The organism is Corallococcus exercitus, from assembly GCF_003611585.1.
Taxonomy (GTDB): domain Bacteria; phylum Myxococcota; class Myxococcia; order Myxococcales; family Myxococcaceae; genus Corallococcus; species Corallococcus exercitus.
Genome location: NZ_RAVW01000075.1, coordinates 14,795 through 28,960, shown reverse-complemented (window position 1 = coordinate 28,960; position 14,166 = coordinate 14,795). Strand labels below are relative to the sequence as shown.

Annotated in this window: 14 protein-coding genes; 1 reads left to right on the top strand and 13 read right to left on the bottom strand. The window is 67.6% G+C overall.

What is annotated here, in order from left to right:
- The 4 genes from D7W79_RS12395 to D7W79_RS12380 form a co-directional block, all read right to left on the bottom strand.
- A partial coding sequence (locus D7W79_RS12395) for an MlaD family protein (protein ID WP_120525574.1) occupies window positions 1-1,167 on the bottom strand: 1,167 nt, incomplete at its 3' end.
- The gene (locus D7W79_RS12390; RefSeq protein ID WP_120525573.1) at window positions 1,164-1,994 is read right to left on the bottom strand and encodes an ABC transporter ATP-binding protein; all 831 of its coding nucleotides are present in this window, start codon (window positions 1,992-1,994) and stop codon (window positions 1,164-1,166) included. The genes D7W79_RS12395 and D7W79_RS12390, both read right to left, overlap by 4 nt.
- 14 nt (window positions 1,995-2,008) lie before the next feature.
- On the bottom strand, window positions 2,009-2,806 hold the full coding sequence (locus D7W79_RS12385; RefSeq protein ID WP_120525572.1) for an MlaE family ABC transporter permease: 798 nt from the start codon (window positions 2,804-2,806) through the stop codon (window positions 2,009-2,011).
- Window positions 2,803-3,309, bottom strand: coding sequence for a hypothetical protein (locus D7W79_RS12380; RefSeq protein WP_120525571.1), 507 nt, complete (start codon window positions 3,307-3,309; stop codon window positions 2,803-2,805). Before D7W79_RS12380 ends, D7W79_RS12385 begins: the two co-directional genes overlap by 4 nt.
- Before the next feature lie 338 nt (window positions 3,310-3,647).
- Between D7W79_RS12380 and D7W79_RS12375 the strand changes: the two genes are divergently transcribed.
- The gene (locus D7W79_RS12375) at window positions 3,648-4,031 is read left to right on the top strand and encodes a hypothetical protein (RefSeq protein ID WP_120525578.1); all 384 of its coding nucleotides are present in this window, start codon (window positions 3,648-3,650) and stop codon (window positions 4,029-4,031) included.
- On the opposite strand, the gene recF is transcribed toward D7W79_RS12375, so the two are convergent.
- From recF to D7W79_RS12330, 9 genes are all read right to left on the bottom strand, one after another.
- Complete coding sequence (gene recF / locus D7W79_RS12370; RefSeq protein WP_120525570.1) at window positions 4,032-5,162, bottom strand: DNA replication/repair protein RecF; 1,131 nt, start codon at window positions 5,160-5,162, stop codon at window positions 4,032-4,034.
- Between the two features lie 44 nt (window positions 5,163-5,206).
- A complete protein-coding gene (locus tag D7W79_RS12365) occupies window positions 5,207-5,533 on the bottom strand; it encodes a hypothetical protein (protein WP_120525569.1) in 327 nt (108 codons plus the stop codon).
- A gap of 23 nt (window positions 5,534-5,556) precedes the next feature.
- Window positions 5,557-7,110 carry a hypothetical protein gene (locus tag D7W79_RS12360; RefSeq protein ID WP_120525568.1) on the bottom strand — a complete coding sequence of 518 codons (1,554 nt, stop codon included), beginning with the start codon at window positions 7,108-7,110 and terminating at the stop codon, window positions 5,557-5,559.
- A complete protein-coding gene (locus D7W79_RS12355) occupies window positions 7,100-8,512 on the bottom strand; it encodes a hypothetical protein (RefSeq protein WP_244981923.1) in 1,413 nt (470 codons plus the stop codon). Before D7W79_RS12355 ends, D7W79_RS12360 begins: the two co-directional genes overlap by 11 nt.
- 124 nt (window positions 8,513-8,636) lie before the next feature.
- Window positions 8,637-10,220: a HesA/MoeB/ThiF family protein gene (locus tag D7W79_RS12350; protein ID WP_147441900.1), complete on the bottom strand. Its 1,584-nt coding sequence runs from the start codon at window positions 10,218-10,220 to the stop codon at window positions 8,637-8,639.
- 180 nt (window positions 10,221-10,400) lie between these two features.
- Complete coding sequence (locus tag D7W79_RS12345; RefSeq protein WP_120525566.1) at window positions 10,401-11,357, bottom strand: nucleotidyltransferase domain-containing protein; 957 nt, start codon at window positions 11,355-11,357, stop codon at window positions 10,401-10,403.
- 84 nt (window positions 11,358-11,441) lie between these two features.
- Window positions 11,442-12,911, bottom strand: a complete 1,470-nt coding sequence (locus D7W79_RS12340; RefSeq protein WP_120525565.1) for an SAVED domain-containing protein — start codon at window positions 12,909-12,911, stop codon at window positions 11,442-11,444.
- An 83-nt stretch (window positions 12,912-12,994) separates the two neighbouring features.
- Window positions 12,995-13,480, bottom strand: coding sequence for a Mov34/MPN/PAD-1 family protein (locus tag D7W79_RS12335; protein WP_158616951.1), 486 nt, complete (start codon window positions 13,478-13,480; stop codon window positions 12,995-12,997).
- Window positions 13,467-14,066 carry a ThiF family adenylyltransferase gene (locus D7W79_RS12330; RefSeq protein WP_158616950.1) on the bottom strand — a complete coding sequence of 200 codons (600 nt, stop codon included), beginning with the start codon at window positions 14,064-14,066 and terminating at the stop codon, window positions 13,467-13,469. Before D7W79_RS12330 ends, D7W79_RS12335 begins: the two co-directional genes overlap by 14 nt.
- Window positions 14,067-14,166: the final 100 nt, after the last annotated feature.

Below are 14,166 nucleotides of genomic sequence, written 5' to 3'. Positions count from 1 at the left end.
GGTGTCGCCCGCGTCGGCGGCGTGGGTGAGCGGGGTGGGCGCCGTCTGGGGGGCGCCCACCTGGTCCAGGGACTCGTGGTTGCTCACGGAGAAGCGCACCAGCGCGCGGAGGATGCGGTTGCGCTTCACGTTGCCCAGCACCTCGCGCAGGTCGTCGTAGACGGTGGGGTCGTTGACGAGCGCGCCCAGGGTGCCGTCGCCCTTGGCCACGGTGGCGGTGATGGTCTTGATGTCCGCGGCGGCGCTGCCCAGGTCCGCGAACATGCCCTTCGCGTCACCGTAGATGAGCTGGTGCACGGCGCCGTTGGGGCTCTTCTTCGCGTCCTCCAGCAGGCCCGCCAGCTGGCCCGCGGCCTCGCCCAGCTCACGCATGGCCACCGCGCCGTCCTGGCCGTAGATGAGCGCGTGCGCGGTGCCGTCGCCGCGGCGCACCTCGCCCAGGATGGCCTCCACGTGGCCCAGGGCCCCGTCCATGCGCTTCGCGGCGCCGGACGCGTTGGCCAGCAGCGTGTTCACCTCCTGGCCCGTGCGCGGGTCGTAGATGAGCGCGTGCAGGGCGCCGTTGCCCTTCTGCACCTCCTCCATGATGGAGCGCAGCGACGCGATGCTCCTGGCCAAGTCCCGCGACAGGTCGGGGTTCGTGTAGACCTTCACGGCGTCCTTGAGGGACTCGCTGATTTCGACGGAGTTCTCCATCACGCGGCTGGCGCTGGTCATGAGCTTGGACAGGTCCCCGCCGCTGCTGGACTGGATGACGCCGCCCGGCTCCACGGCCGGCTGGTTTGCGCTGCCCAGGGAGATGTCCACCGCCTTGTCGCCCAGCACGCCCATGCTGGTGAGGCGGGCGACGGAGTCCGCGCGGACGCGGTTCGCGTAGCCGCTGGCCACCTGGAGCTCCACCTGCAGGCGGCTGTCCTTCAGGTCCGGGGAGAAGGACACGCTGTTCACGCGGCCCACCTTCAAGCCGCCAATCCACACGGGGGACTGGTCGCTCAGGCCGTCCACGCTCGTGAAGTAGGCGTGGAAGATGACCTGGCGCTGGAAGAGGTTGGACTCGCGGCCGATGAAGAAGACGACGACGCCGGCCACGGCGAGGCCGATGGCGACGAAGAGGCCCGCGCGCACGGCCAGGCGCTTTTCCTTCGAGGTCGAGGTGAAGAGACTCATGGTGTTCCCCGGGGGTTCAGCTCCAGGCGGCGCGCGTCGATGAAGGCGCGCACCTCCGGCACCTGGGAGCGGCGCATCTCCTCCGGGGTGCCCACCTGGACGATCTTCCGGTTGGCCAGCATGGCCATCCGGTCCGCCAGCACGAAGGCGCTCACCATGTCGTGCGTGACGACGATGGAAGTCGCGCCCAGGCGCTGCTTCATCGAATCAATCAACTCGTTGATGGTCTGCGTGGTGACGGGGTCCAGGCCCGTCGTGGGCTCGTCCCAGAGGATGACCTCCGGGTCCGTCGCGATGGCGCGCGCCAGGCCCACGCGCTTGCGCATGCCGCCGGACAGGTCCGACGGCATCAGCTTCTCCGTGTTGGGCAGGTCCACCAGCTCCAGCTTCTCCGCCACGCGCTTCTGGATTTCAGCGCGCGTCATCTTCTTGAAGTGCTCGCGCAGCGGGTAGGCCACGTTCTCCGCCACGCTGAGCGAGTCGAACAGCGCCGCGCCCTGGAACACCATGGCCACGTGCTTGCGGACCTCCAGGAACTGCTCCTCGGAGAACTTCGCCAGGTCGTAGCCTTCGAACAGGATGCTGCCGCCGTCCGGGTGCAGGAGGCCGATGAGGCACTTGAGCAGCACGCTCTTGCCCACGCCGGAGCCGCCCAGCACCACCAGCGTCTCCCCGGCGCGCACGTCCAGGTCCACGCCGTCGTAGATGCTCTTGGTGCCGAACTGCTTGATGAGGCCGTCGAAGCGGATGAGCTCCTCGCCCGGCGTGGGCTTGCGGAACGCGAACGGGACTGCGGGATCTCTGTGGGAGGAGCGGGCCTTGCGCATGGGTGCGGGCGGCTTCAGAAGTAGAGCGTGATTTTCGTGATGAAGAAGTCCGCGAGGCACACGGTGACGGAGGTGATGGCCACCGTCTGCGTGGTGGCGCGGCCCACGCCCTCCGTGCCGCCCTCCACCGCCAGACCCTTGAAGCACCCCACCAGGCCGATGATGAGCCCGAACACGGCGCCCTTGATGACGCCGGAGACGAAGTCCCCCATCAGCACCGCGTCCAGCGCGCCCTGGAAGAACTGATCCAGGGAGATGCCGTACTGGGACCTCACCACCAGCGCGCCGCCCACCAGGCCCACCACGTCCGAGAACACGGTGAGCACCGGCATCACGATGAGGCACGCGAACACGCGCGGAACCACCAGCTTGCGCAAGGGGTCCGCGCCCAGCGCGCGGATGGCGTCCACCTGCTCCGTCACGGTCATGGAGCCCAGCTCCGCGGCGATGCCGGACCCGATGCGCGCGCCCACGGTGAGCGCGGTGAGCACGGGGGCCAGCTCCCGGAACAGCGTGAGGATGACGACGCGGCCCACGGTGTACTGCACGCCGAAGCGGGCGAGGAAGTAGCCGAACTGCAATGAGATGACGAGCCCCGCGAACGTCGCGGTGAGCAGCGCGATGGGCAGCGAGCGCACGCCCAGGGACTCCGTGTGGAAGACGAGGCCGGCCCAGTCATAGGGCGGGCGCACGGCGCGGCTGAACACCTGGCCCGTCATGACGGACAGGGCGCCCAGGGACTCCATGCGCTCGCGCAGGCGCTCCTTGAGGCTGGGGCCGCCGCCGGAGAAGAGCTTCGCCTCCGGCATCATCGCTGGCGCTCCGCGTGGAAGCCCTGGAAGACGCTCTCGAAGTCCGCCATGCGCTCATCGGCGGTGCCCACCGGGGCGACGTAGCTGAAGTCGAAGACGCAGTTGTCCTTCTTGACGACCACCAGCTCCAGCTGGATGGGCACGCCGTCGAGCTTCGCGACGTAGCGGCTGCGCAGGGCCTCACGGCCGTCCAGGGTGAAGGTGCGCTGGCCCAGGTCCTGGCGCTCGGTGAAGCCCATGAGCAGGTGCTTCGTGAGGACCTGGAGGGACGGGTCGTCGTGGTCCTTGCAGGTGGAGTTGGTGGCGATGACGCGGCCGGTGTCGCCCCGCTCCACGAAGGCCAGGTCGTTGTCGTCGAAGCCCCGGCGCTCCCAGATGTCATTGGACAGCGGACCGACGCGGTACTTCACGTCGGACTTCTGGAGCACCGAGTCCTCGAACGTCGCGCGGTGGCACCCCGCGAGGAGGGCGGACAGCACGAGCGTCAGCAGCAAACGCGACATGGCACCATTTCGTTCGTCCCGGAGGGGCCCGGTGGGACGGCGTGCACGTCATGGTGCACGCCCGGCGGGTCCGCAAGAACTTCGTCTGGGGGAACGTCGACTCACGGACGCGCGCCGGACGAGGGCCCGGCACCCTGTCAGGACCCCGGGCGCCGGGTGCGCGCGTGTTCGTGGGAACACGAAGGAGACGGTGGGCGACGGCAGCGTATTCCGAGCGCTGCGCTGGGGGCCGCTCTCCCGCCGTGTCCCCGGTCGGACTGGGGAAGGCGGGCTGCATGCGGGCGTGAGGAAGGCGCATGTTCAGCCGGGAGCCGGGGGATTCTCCCGAGGAGGATTCGATGGACGGCGGACTGGCGATATTCGGATTCGGGCTGTTCCTCTTGTCGATTGCCAATCTGTACGCGCGCACGGCGTACTGGCTGGCGTGGCCACTGTTGGCGATCTCCATGCTGGCGATGGGGATGGCGTTCAGCGAGTCGAAGCGCCTGCGGGACCTGTCGCTGGGGGTGGCGGCGGTGCTGGGGGTGTTGTTCATCGCCGCGCTGGCGACGGGCACCGTGTGGTGGCTGACGCTGGCGGTGTTCCTGTTCGCGGTGGCGTTCGGGATGCTCTGGGCGGAGTTCCGCTTCGAGTACTTCGGACACGTGACGCGGCAGGAATTGCCACACCACGCGCGGCGGGGGCCGGTGCACTGGCCCTGGCATCGGCGGCGGGTGCACTGACTACGGGGGTGACGGCGTCTCGGTAGCCACCTGTCCTGCGTGGACGGTGAGCCAGAGGGTGTCACTGGCGGCGGCGGCTCGCACGAGCCCCGCGTCGGTGGTGGTGAGGAAGACCTGCGCGCCGCTCCGGGCCAGGTAGCCCATGAGATAGGCATTGCGCTCGGGGTCCAGCTCGCTGGAGACGTCATCCAGGAGCAGCAGGGGGAGGAAGCCCATGGAGGCCTCCAGGTTTTCGATCTCCGCGATCTTCCACCCCAGCACCAGGGCGCGCTGCTGGCCCTGGCTCGCGTAGGCGCGCGCGCTGCGGCCGCCCAGCGTCACGGAGACGTCGTCCACGTGCGGGCCCACGGAGGTGAAGCCGCGGTCCAGGTCGCGCCTCAGTCGCGCGGAGAGGGCCTCGCGCAGGGCGGAGGCGAGCGCGGCCTCGTCGGCATGAGCGAAGTCCGCGCCCAGGTGCGCGGGGTGGTAGCCGTAGACGGCGGGGTCGGCGGTGCGGCCGATGGACGCGAAGGTGGCCTGGGCGCGGGGCGCGAGCTCGGCCATCAGCGCACGGCGGCGGGCGTAGAGGCGGGCGCCTGAGCGGGCGAGGGTCTCGTCGTACGCGTCGAGGTACGCGGCGTCGACGGTGGCGCCGTCGCGGAGCAGGCGGTTGCGGTTCTTGAGGGCGCGGGCGTACTCGCGGCTTTCCTTGAGGAAGGCGGGGAAGCGGTTGAACACGGCGCGGTCGAGGAAGGCGCGGCGCGCGTCGGGGCCGCCCTTGATGACCTCCAGGTCATCGGGGGTGAAGGCGACGACGGAGACCCCGCCGAAGTAGTCCTCCAGGCTGGAGGCCTTCTTGCCGTCCACGAGGGCCTGGCGCGTGCCACCGCCGACCTCGACGGAGATTTCGCGCTCGGCGCCCTTGAGGAGGAAGCGGCCGGTGACGCGAGCGGCCTGGGAGCCCCAGCGGACGAGCTCGGAGAGGCGTCCGGCACGCAGGGGCTTGAGGGTGGCGAGGAAGTAGAGCGCCTCCAGGAGGTTCGTCTTCCCCTGCCCGTTCTGGCCCACGGCGATGGTCGCGTGAGGGCTGGGTGCGAGCTGCACCGTCGGGAGGTTGCGGAAGTCCTGGACCTGGAGCGAGAGGAGGCGCACAGCGTCACCGTGAAGGGGGAGTGCTTCGTACTACAGGCGTCCCACTACCCGATGAAGATATCCGCCCCTGGCAGGGCAGCGGCGCGCTCAAGAATCATCAGTGCCGCGTCCAACCTGGGCTTCACGGCGACTGTGCCCTCGCCTGGCTGCTCCTCCATCCACTGACGAAGCGCGCGCAGCTCCGTGAGCACCGGACCGAGGTCTTCCTTCTGGAGGGGTACGCCGGTCCTGAACAAGGGCACCCACCGCAGCCCAAGAGCCTCACAGCCGGGAACCCAATACCGGCGAAAGGCCTCCTCGGTCGCCAGTGGAACCAGCTCTTCGCTCGTCGCGCTTTCCGGAAGCTGTTTCATGAGGATGGAGATCGACATTCCAGCTCCTTGGGCGAACCCGCTCACGGACCATACGTCGCGGTGAAGGACCAGCCCGGGTTTTCCTGCGCCAGGCGGGCGAGCTGCTTCGACACGGCTTCTCTCAGCGCAGGACTCCCGTCTTCAATCCTGAAGAGGATGCTTCGATACGTCTTCAGCTCCGAAAGCGGAGGCACCTTGGGAGTCCCTCCAACGGCAGGGCGCGTGGCGCTGGCCTGAGTCATGAGGTTCCTGAGCCGAACCGTCGTCTTCTCGTAGATCTGTTTCGCGGCCCATTGCTCGGCGGTCTGCATGGGCTGTCCCGTTCTGGGATGCAGGACATCCAGGTTCCTGGCCGACTTGTCCTCGATGAACATTCCAGGTTGGACTTCATCGAACTCTCCCAGCGGGTTTCCGCGGGAATCGACAATCTCCACGTTCCGGTAACTTCCCGCCACGTCGGACGCGATACCGGGAGCACCGCCAGTCGTGGCGGAGCTGGCGCCCGACAGGACGTAGAGTCCTCCCACGCCTGCTCCGACCGCAGTGGCCATCCGCCCCACGGGCACGGCGACGCGTTCCATCACCAGAGCCCCCTCACCGGTGAGGGACAGCACTGGGAGCATGGCTTCTACTCCTCCCGTCGCCGTGGTCAGGACGCCAGTAGAGCCCTTGGCGATACCGCCTCCCGCGTAGAGCGTCGTCAACAGCTTCGCGACAGCCCTCACCTGCTCTCCTCGCGTCATGGAGGTGAAGCGCTCCAGGTACTCAGGAGAGGAAGCGACGAGGGCGGCGATGCCCTCTGGCAGATGTTGAAGTGCCAGGAGGCTGTCCGTTGGGGAAGTGAAGAACTTCCCGATGGACATGGCCAGCTCGAAGAACGCGTCCGCGGCGCCGTCCAGCGACCGGCCGAGGATGTCCGCGTCGTCGTACACCTCCACGACGAACCCATTGAACACGGGATGGAGCCGCGCATCCGTCGGTCGGAACACGCCACCGGTGTCGACGTAGAAGCGCCCCAACTCGAAGCCCAACGCAACGAAGGCCCCGTCCTTCCACTCCACTGGCCCCACGCGCTGCTGCGTGCGTCCGTTGATGACCCACGCGAGACAGCCGTCAGGCCTCAACACCGCGAGCCGTTCGAGCCGGGTCATCCGGCGCAGGAGTTCTTCCCGCGACACGCGGTCACCCTCCAGCACCTCACGCAGCAGCAGGCTCGCCCCCATGCGGGGCGGGAAGTTGCCCAGGGTCACGGGCTTCTTCAGCAATACCGACAACAATCGCGCGGCCTGCGTCGGCGTCAGCGCGGATGCACGCAGGGGCAGCTCGTCCCAGGGGTCCAGCCCCGCGAGCACCAGCAGGTGCTCGAAGGCATCTGCCTCCGGGGGGCCGTGGATGAAGGCCCGCTCGGCGACCTGGGCCCGTGCGCTTCGCGCGACCTCCGTGTCCAGGGAGCGCTCGACGTGATGCCGTCGCAGCCGTGAGGCCCCGCTCGGCTCGAGGGCTGCCGCCGAGCCCTGCTTCAGGATGCCGCGGTGCCCGGAAGCACAGCCCATGAGGAGCAGGACCGTGCTCAACAGCAGCACTTCAGCGCGCATGGTCCACCCCCACGCCCAGAGACGCGTAGGCGCCCGGACGCAGCGCTCCGTCCGCCTCCGGAAACAACAGCGTTCCTCCTTGCCCCAGCGCGTACAGCCTCCCCGCGAAGCGCCAGCGCAGGTCTCCGGACACGAGGTAGCGGGCCCCTTGCCGACCCAGGCCCATTCCCAGCACGCTCACGGCGACTTCCAGGTTCCGCTCGAAGAGCTGGAGGGCGAGGCGTCCGTCCGTGTCCACGCGTCCCCAGGCGAAGACCTCTACCGCCCAGGAAAAGGCCAGGTGCCGCTGCGTCCTCCCCACCAACCGCTCCGCGTCCCAGCCCACATCTGCTTCAGCGTAGACAGACGCCCCCTCCGGAAAGGACGCCTCCACCAGGGGCTGCCCGGAGGTGCCCACCGCGCGAAAGCGCGCCAGTTCGTAGTCCGGGCCGAAGGCACCTTGGCGGAAACCTCCGTGCTGCCGCCGCGCCTCCAGGCGCAGCCGCGCGTTCAACCCGGCTGCATCCGCGTCCGCCCCCACTCCAGCCACCGCGCCCCAGGCGCCACCCGTTCCGGGACGGCCTCCCCAACCGGCCAGCAGGTGCAGTTCGAAGCCCGGACGCGTCCACACCACCGCGGTCCCATCCAGGTGGGCCAGCGTGACCTGGGGCGAGGTCCCCTCCCCCTTGCCACCCTCGTGTACGGCGGATACGGCCAGCGTGTACCGGCCGGCTTGGGCTGGCTGGCCGAAGAGGACGTGCTCCAGGTCTACCTCGGCTTCCACTCCGAAGAGCCGCGCGCCAAGGACGTCCGAGGCGAAGACTTCCCCGTAGAGAGGGCCGAGGGTCCCCGTGAAGAAGCCTCCCGCCGGGTGGTAGTCGGGGTTGATGCGGTTGGAGTAACGCCGCACCAGGTGCCCGGACAGCAGGGTGTAGCTCTCCAGCGCCCCCATCCACAGCGCCAGAGGCGCTTCGTTTGATCCCAGTTTGAGGGCTCGAACCACCTGCCCCCAGTCCGACAGGCTGTCCCAGTCCTCCTGGCGAAATGCCCCTGCGTTCCGCTTGCCGTCCCACAGGCGCAGTCTCACCGGCGCCCCCAGGTTGACGGCGAACTCCGCGCCACCATCCAGCATCAAGGTGGGAACGACCTGGACGAACCCCTCGCGTCTTCCGCTGTCGCCGCGAGGCAGCAGGGCCAGGGTCGACACGTCGAGCCGGGCCAGGAAGTGCCAGTCCTCCACTGCCACGGACGGTTCCAGCTCCAGCGCCTGAAGGTGGGGCGTCCTGCTCTCGGGCTGAGCGGCGTGACGAAAGGTGGAGGCAAGCTCGCTGGCTGTCGCATCCGGGGCTTGTTCCCTTGCGACCACCCGGTCGGACCATGCCCACGACAGGAGACACAGCGCCACGCCCCACCTTCCGCTCATGGACAATCCCCTCGCCTTCCGTGAAGCCTCCGCACGGCCATACGAGGCAGGGACTACCAGGGCGGGCTGACTTGACGACCTGAAACGGAGGGAAGCGGTACGGAAGGCGAAAACCTGTGCGGTTTCACTTTCGGACCACTTGCAGGGCAGCCAGTTCTTGCTCCTCCTCCAAGGCCAGGGGGAGTTCACCTCCATCCCCACAGACGGGGCATTCGCGGTCTCGTGGAATGAGTTCCACCCTCGCCTGAAGCGGACCGTCGACTGCCCATCCTCCGTGATTGGACCAGAGCAGGTGATCGCCGTGGGCCTTCGGGTAGTCGAGCCCACCTTCGAGTCGCTCTCCGAGCGTCTGCAATGTCATCCGCGCGGTGAGCAGCGCGACCTGCTCAACGTCCATCCCAAGCCCGGGGAGTCCGGGTTGCTGATAGGCGGGAACACCCATGTCAGCACGGTCGAAGCGCGGAAACCGACCAGGCTCCGCGTGTTGAGCGTTCAGCACACACTGATAGCAGGGCGTCACCCTCGGCAGGACCCTGAATACCCGCCCATGCTCCGCACGCCCCAGGACGGCGGCGAAGATCCCGGGACATTCGCCGGTCACGCACAGATGGTTGACCACGCTCTCCGCCTCGGTCGTGGCGGTGGCGCAGACGACAATGCCCAGCGGATTGTGTGTCACCTCGATGAGGTGCTGCGTCGTATCCCTTCCCCAGCCCACCGGATCCAATGAGAGCGCAGCTTGCACCGGGACGACTTCCGCGGCGGGGTTGATCCGATGAATCGCCCTGCTCACGACCTCCACCTTGGGCAAGCAGAGTTCGTCTACGCCTCCCACGTGTCGCGCCACGTTCTCAGGGTCAAGGACCTCCGGGTCGAGGAGCACGAACCTCCCTACGCCGGCCTTGGCAAGTGCGACCGCGACACTGCCGCCAAGGCTGCCGACTCCGACGATGGCGACCTGCGCTCGCTGGAGTCCTCCACCTCCATCCAGGCGCTCCTCAACGCGCCGAAAAATACGTTCTTCAAGGTTCTCCTCGAAGGGTTTTACATAGAGAAGCCTCTCTTCAGGGCGTTCGTCCGAAGAGGCTCTGGCCCTCATGACGAATCGCAACCCATCGTTCAGCACCAGCAGGAGCAATCCCTGCTCCATGAACAACCGTCGCGCTTGTTCGTTCGGCAGCCGCTGTCGAATCCAGTTGTCGAGGTCCTGGCGCAACGAAGGGACCTGCTTCACGGTCATGTCGATCCGGCACCACAAGCCGTCCCGCGGATGGTTCAACCCCAGCGCGGCGATCCACGACTCCCCCAAGCCGGCCTCAAGAGGTCTGGTGAGGATTGGCGAGCGTGAGGTTCCATCCACGCTCATCACACGCAGCAGTCGCCCGTCCTCCCGAACAAGCGCCGTCAACATGCCCCAACTTCCCCCCTGACGCAGCGCTGCCGAAATGCTCAGCGGCACGGAGACCCGGATGGCTTGTGTCGTCAGGGGAATGTCCTCGACTCTGGGAAACGCACCGCGAGCCTCCTGCTCCAGATACGAGACGAGCCGATCGAGCGCCTCTCCCGCTGTGAATTCGGGTCGCCATCCCCGCTGAGGGTCATGCGCGAACAAGCACAAACTCAGGTCCTGGAACGTGTACCCATGGTCGCGATGATCGATGACTTTTGTGCCATCGGATGACACCTCCCAGGTGACGGGGGGTCTCAAGGGGAACTCCGGCGGCCAGGCGAGTCGATATCGCCGAGGTCCGACCGCGGTATCGACCCTGCCTTCAACGAAGGGCACCGGATGCGCCGCCACCCGTAGGATGTCAGGGTGCCGTCGACGAAGGTCACCCAACTCCTTCAACCACCGCCGCCGGTCACTGTCAGGGAATGCCACCGGCGTCTACCCGAACCTGGAGCCATGCCCATCCGGAGCGGACGGCAAGGATGCTGAGACACCCGTGACGACCGAGCGCTCCTGCTTTCCCTTCTCCGGGTAGGGATCCCCAAAAAGCCCGTACAGGAGATAGTGGGCCCGCTCCGTGTGGCCAGTCTGCGCGAGTTCTCTCGCCTCTCTCAGCGTCGAGGCTGCGCGTCCCAACCGTGTCCTCGCGGCGCTTTTCGCCGCGTCGGTCATGCCCTGGTTGATGTACGGCCCCAGCCCCGCAGGATCCCGCGTGTCGAGGCCCACGCGAGAAGCCAGCCCCTCGAAGATTTCGATGAGGCCATCCAGCCGGTTTTCTGGCTTCGCAACCAGCACGTCCCAGATCATCACCTCGATGTGGAACGACCTCAGTCGCTCCCCATCCGGTTGTCGCCGGTTCCAGTGCTTCACCGCCTTGGTGAGGGGCTTGAGCTCCTGGCCCGCGGCCTCGTTGGCGGCCACCGACAAGCGTTCGTGGATGCGTGGGTTGGAACGGATCCAGGTCTTCGCCTGGAGGTCGGGGATCCAGAAGACCTCGCTGTGGCCCTCGTCGAGGAACGCGGGGACGACATCGTAGGCGATCCCCGTGGTGGAGAATTCGATGTTCACCGAGCGGTTCTGTGGGTCGGCGGTCTTGCCCCGGTATTGGCCTTCAAGCGCTCGTCGCACCGTCTCCAGTGCGTCCATCGGCTTGCTGGCCGGGTTGAGCAAGGGCGTGCGCTGCAACACGCAGAACAGGTCAATGTCCTTGAGCGGGCGGATGGCCGTGCTTCGCGCGTAGGAACCCGTCAGGAATGGGTAGAGGTCAGGCTCAATCTCGAGTCGGCGGGCAAGCCCATCTCGCAAGAACTTGTGCTGGTCGCTGGCCTCCTTCCTCTCGGCAGGGGTGAGCTCGAGCGCGGAAATGAAGTCATGAACTGCTTGTCGAACCTGCATGGTGTTCTCCGAAGGAAACACTGCGATGGAGGCTGGAGCGCCACGAAGAAACTGCTGACCACGTCAGGGTGTGCTCCACGGGCATCACCCTGTCTCCAAGGTCAGGAAGGGGGCGTAGCCGCCCGCGGCGGTGCGCTCGTAGGCCACCACGGGCCCCAGCGCGTTGAGGCGCTGTCCCAGGAAGAGGCAGCAGCCCGCCGGAGCGTAGGGGATGAGGTGCGTGGTCGCTGTGCGCCACCGCACGCGAGCCTGGCGGATGCGTTCGCGCGCGAGCACCGCGAAGGCGACTGCGTCCCCGTCCGAACCCACCGCGCCGTCGTGGGGCCCACCTTCAGGCTCCAGCACGAGAACCGCACGGAACCGCCGCGGATGACCGGCCAGGAACCGCTCGACGTCCGGACCCGCGTCGCCCGTGAGCTGGAACACCACCAGCAGGTCCCTCGCGTCCGGAACGCTCTCGCGCTCGGTGCCATGGAGCTGTCTCCGTGTTGGCTTCGCATCCGAGCGCCACAGCACCGTCTCGCCCCGCGTCGCCTGCTCCACCCGGAAGCGGTCACCCGCAACCTCTGGAAAACAGGCGCCCACGGCCAGCGAGACCGACAGGGGGACCTTCCCCCTGAAGTCGATCAACGCCTCCGTCGGCCGTGACGCCAGTCGCCGCCGCGCCTCGCGCAGTTCTGGGAGCAACTGCTCGCGCCAGACCGACTCCGTCGGCACCGCTCGGGTGTCCCGGTCGAAGTGCGACGTCCAGTCCAGTTCCACCGCCGGTTGCCCGCGCCACTGGCGCCGGGCCCAACCGTGGATCCACAGCCCCACGCCCGGAGTGTCGGTCTCCGGCTCCAGGAGCCCCCGGTCCCGGATGAACGTCTGGAGCTTCGCCCGGTCCAGCCGCTTGGCCTCGCCACCGACCTCGATCCACTCCCGGATGCCATCCAGCGCGATGGCGCGGGGCTCCGGGCCCTGCCTCAGCCCATGCATGCGCATGCGCTCGTCCACGCGCTCTTCCAGTTCCGCGATGCTCGCGAAACCCAGGCGAAGCCGCAGGTCCGCGCAGAAGACACGCAGGACGTCCCACTCCACGTCCAGGTGTTCCAGCCAGCGCGTCCGTGCGGTCTTCAGCGCGCCCGTCGGCTGCTCCACGAAAAAGTCCTCGGTGAGGCGCCAGTCCCTGCCCTGGAGATACGCACCCAGCTCCGGAGCTGCGGGCCAGTTGCTCACCAGCCACACCTCCACGGCCCCCTGTCCTCGCAGCGTCTTCCAGGACACGAAGAGCTTCTGGAGGAGCGACCGTCCCCGGCCAACCGTCTCCGTCAATCCCTCCAGCGTGTAGAGCGCCCGGTGGTCCACATGCCACTTCACCTGCATGTACCGGCTGGCCACGGTCGTACCGGAGCGAGCGTGCAGGGTGACATCGTCCGCCGCGCCCGCCTCGGGATGTTCGACGAAGGCGGACTCAAATTGACTGCCCTCGTCCAGCGGCGACAGCAACACGTACCAGCTGAAGAGGTGCTGGTAGCGGTCTCCTTCCATCCGGGATGCGCTCTGTTCGCCCATGGGGTCACGGACGGTTCCCCCTGTGGGGTCCCGTCACATGGAAAACGGACGACAGCCCGGGAATTACATGCCCCAAGCCAAACTCACACCCGCAGCAGCGGAACCACCTCGGCATCTCGGGGAACAACGTGGATGCTGATGGACCATTCTCCCGCAGGGTCCCCACCGACAATCAGCAACAGCGGCTCCGGACACCGATAGCGGGGGTCACGGGCAATCGCCATGAGCTGGCGCACGTCCGTTGCACTGGGGATCGGCGCCGCGAACGGGTGGAAGTGCCACTCCCCGAGGTAGTGGTCGCGACGGGAGTTCCAGCTGCGGTCGAGCAGCGCCTGCAGTCCGTTCGTTCCGCGCTCGAACCATGTCGGTCCTCGCGCTGAATCCGGCGGTGGGGCGGACACGTTGCGCACCCGGGCGCAGTCGAGCGCTTGGGAGTAGTGCCCTACCAGGATGCCGCCCGTCTCGTGTCGCGTGGAAGACCGGCACAGCTTGAGCAGTTTTCGCATCAGGCCTTGGGGCAGGTGCATCTGGAAGCATGCGTCTTCTGAACGAAATTCAAGGTCCGGCATGCACACCCGTTCCGGCGCCCTGTCGCACCCCCTGGAAGTCATCGTCGGTGCCTTCGCGGGAATACGTCTCCACCCGGGTGGTGGGGCGCAACTTCGCGGACCGCACCAACGCCTTCACGGTGATGGCCGCGGCCAGCATCACGTCATCCGCCCGGGCAGGAAAGACCGGATGCCAGCACCCGACGCCTTCTCGTGGCAGGTCCGCGCGAAGCAGCTCCTTGTAGTCCTCACGGATCCATTGCCCACACTGCTCCCAGAAAGCCGTGACGGGGAAGGACGTTCCCGTGGCGCTGAAGCACAACACCCGCCGTGCCCCCACGCCAAAGGACGCGGAGAAGAAGAGCCGGGGCCCATCCCAGGGGATTCGCTCCAGCGCGTGAAGGACATCATTGGAAGCGGTGCAGTCGATGTCCGGGTCCACGACGACCAGTCGGCGCACGCCTCCCCGCACCAGCATCTCCGCGACCGCGGACCCCAACGCTCCCGCACCGAGCAGCGGGATCCATGAGCGCCGCAGTTCCTCCGGCAGCGCCCCGCGGCTGCGAAGCTCCTCAGGAGCCCAGTCATCGGTCCGGAGCCAATCCACCGGCAGCGGTCTGGCGAACAGCTTCGTCAGGTCATACTGCTGACGAGCGAGTGGCCCTGGATCATGTCGGCACGCTGCGCGGGGGTGGGACGGATCTTCT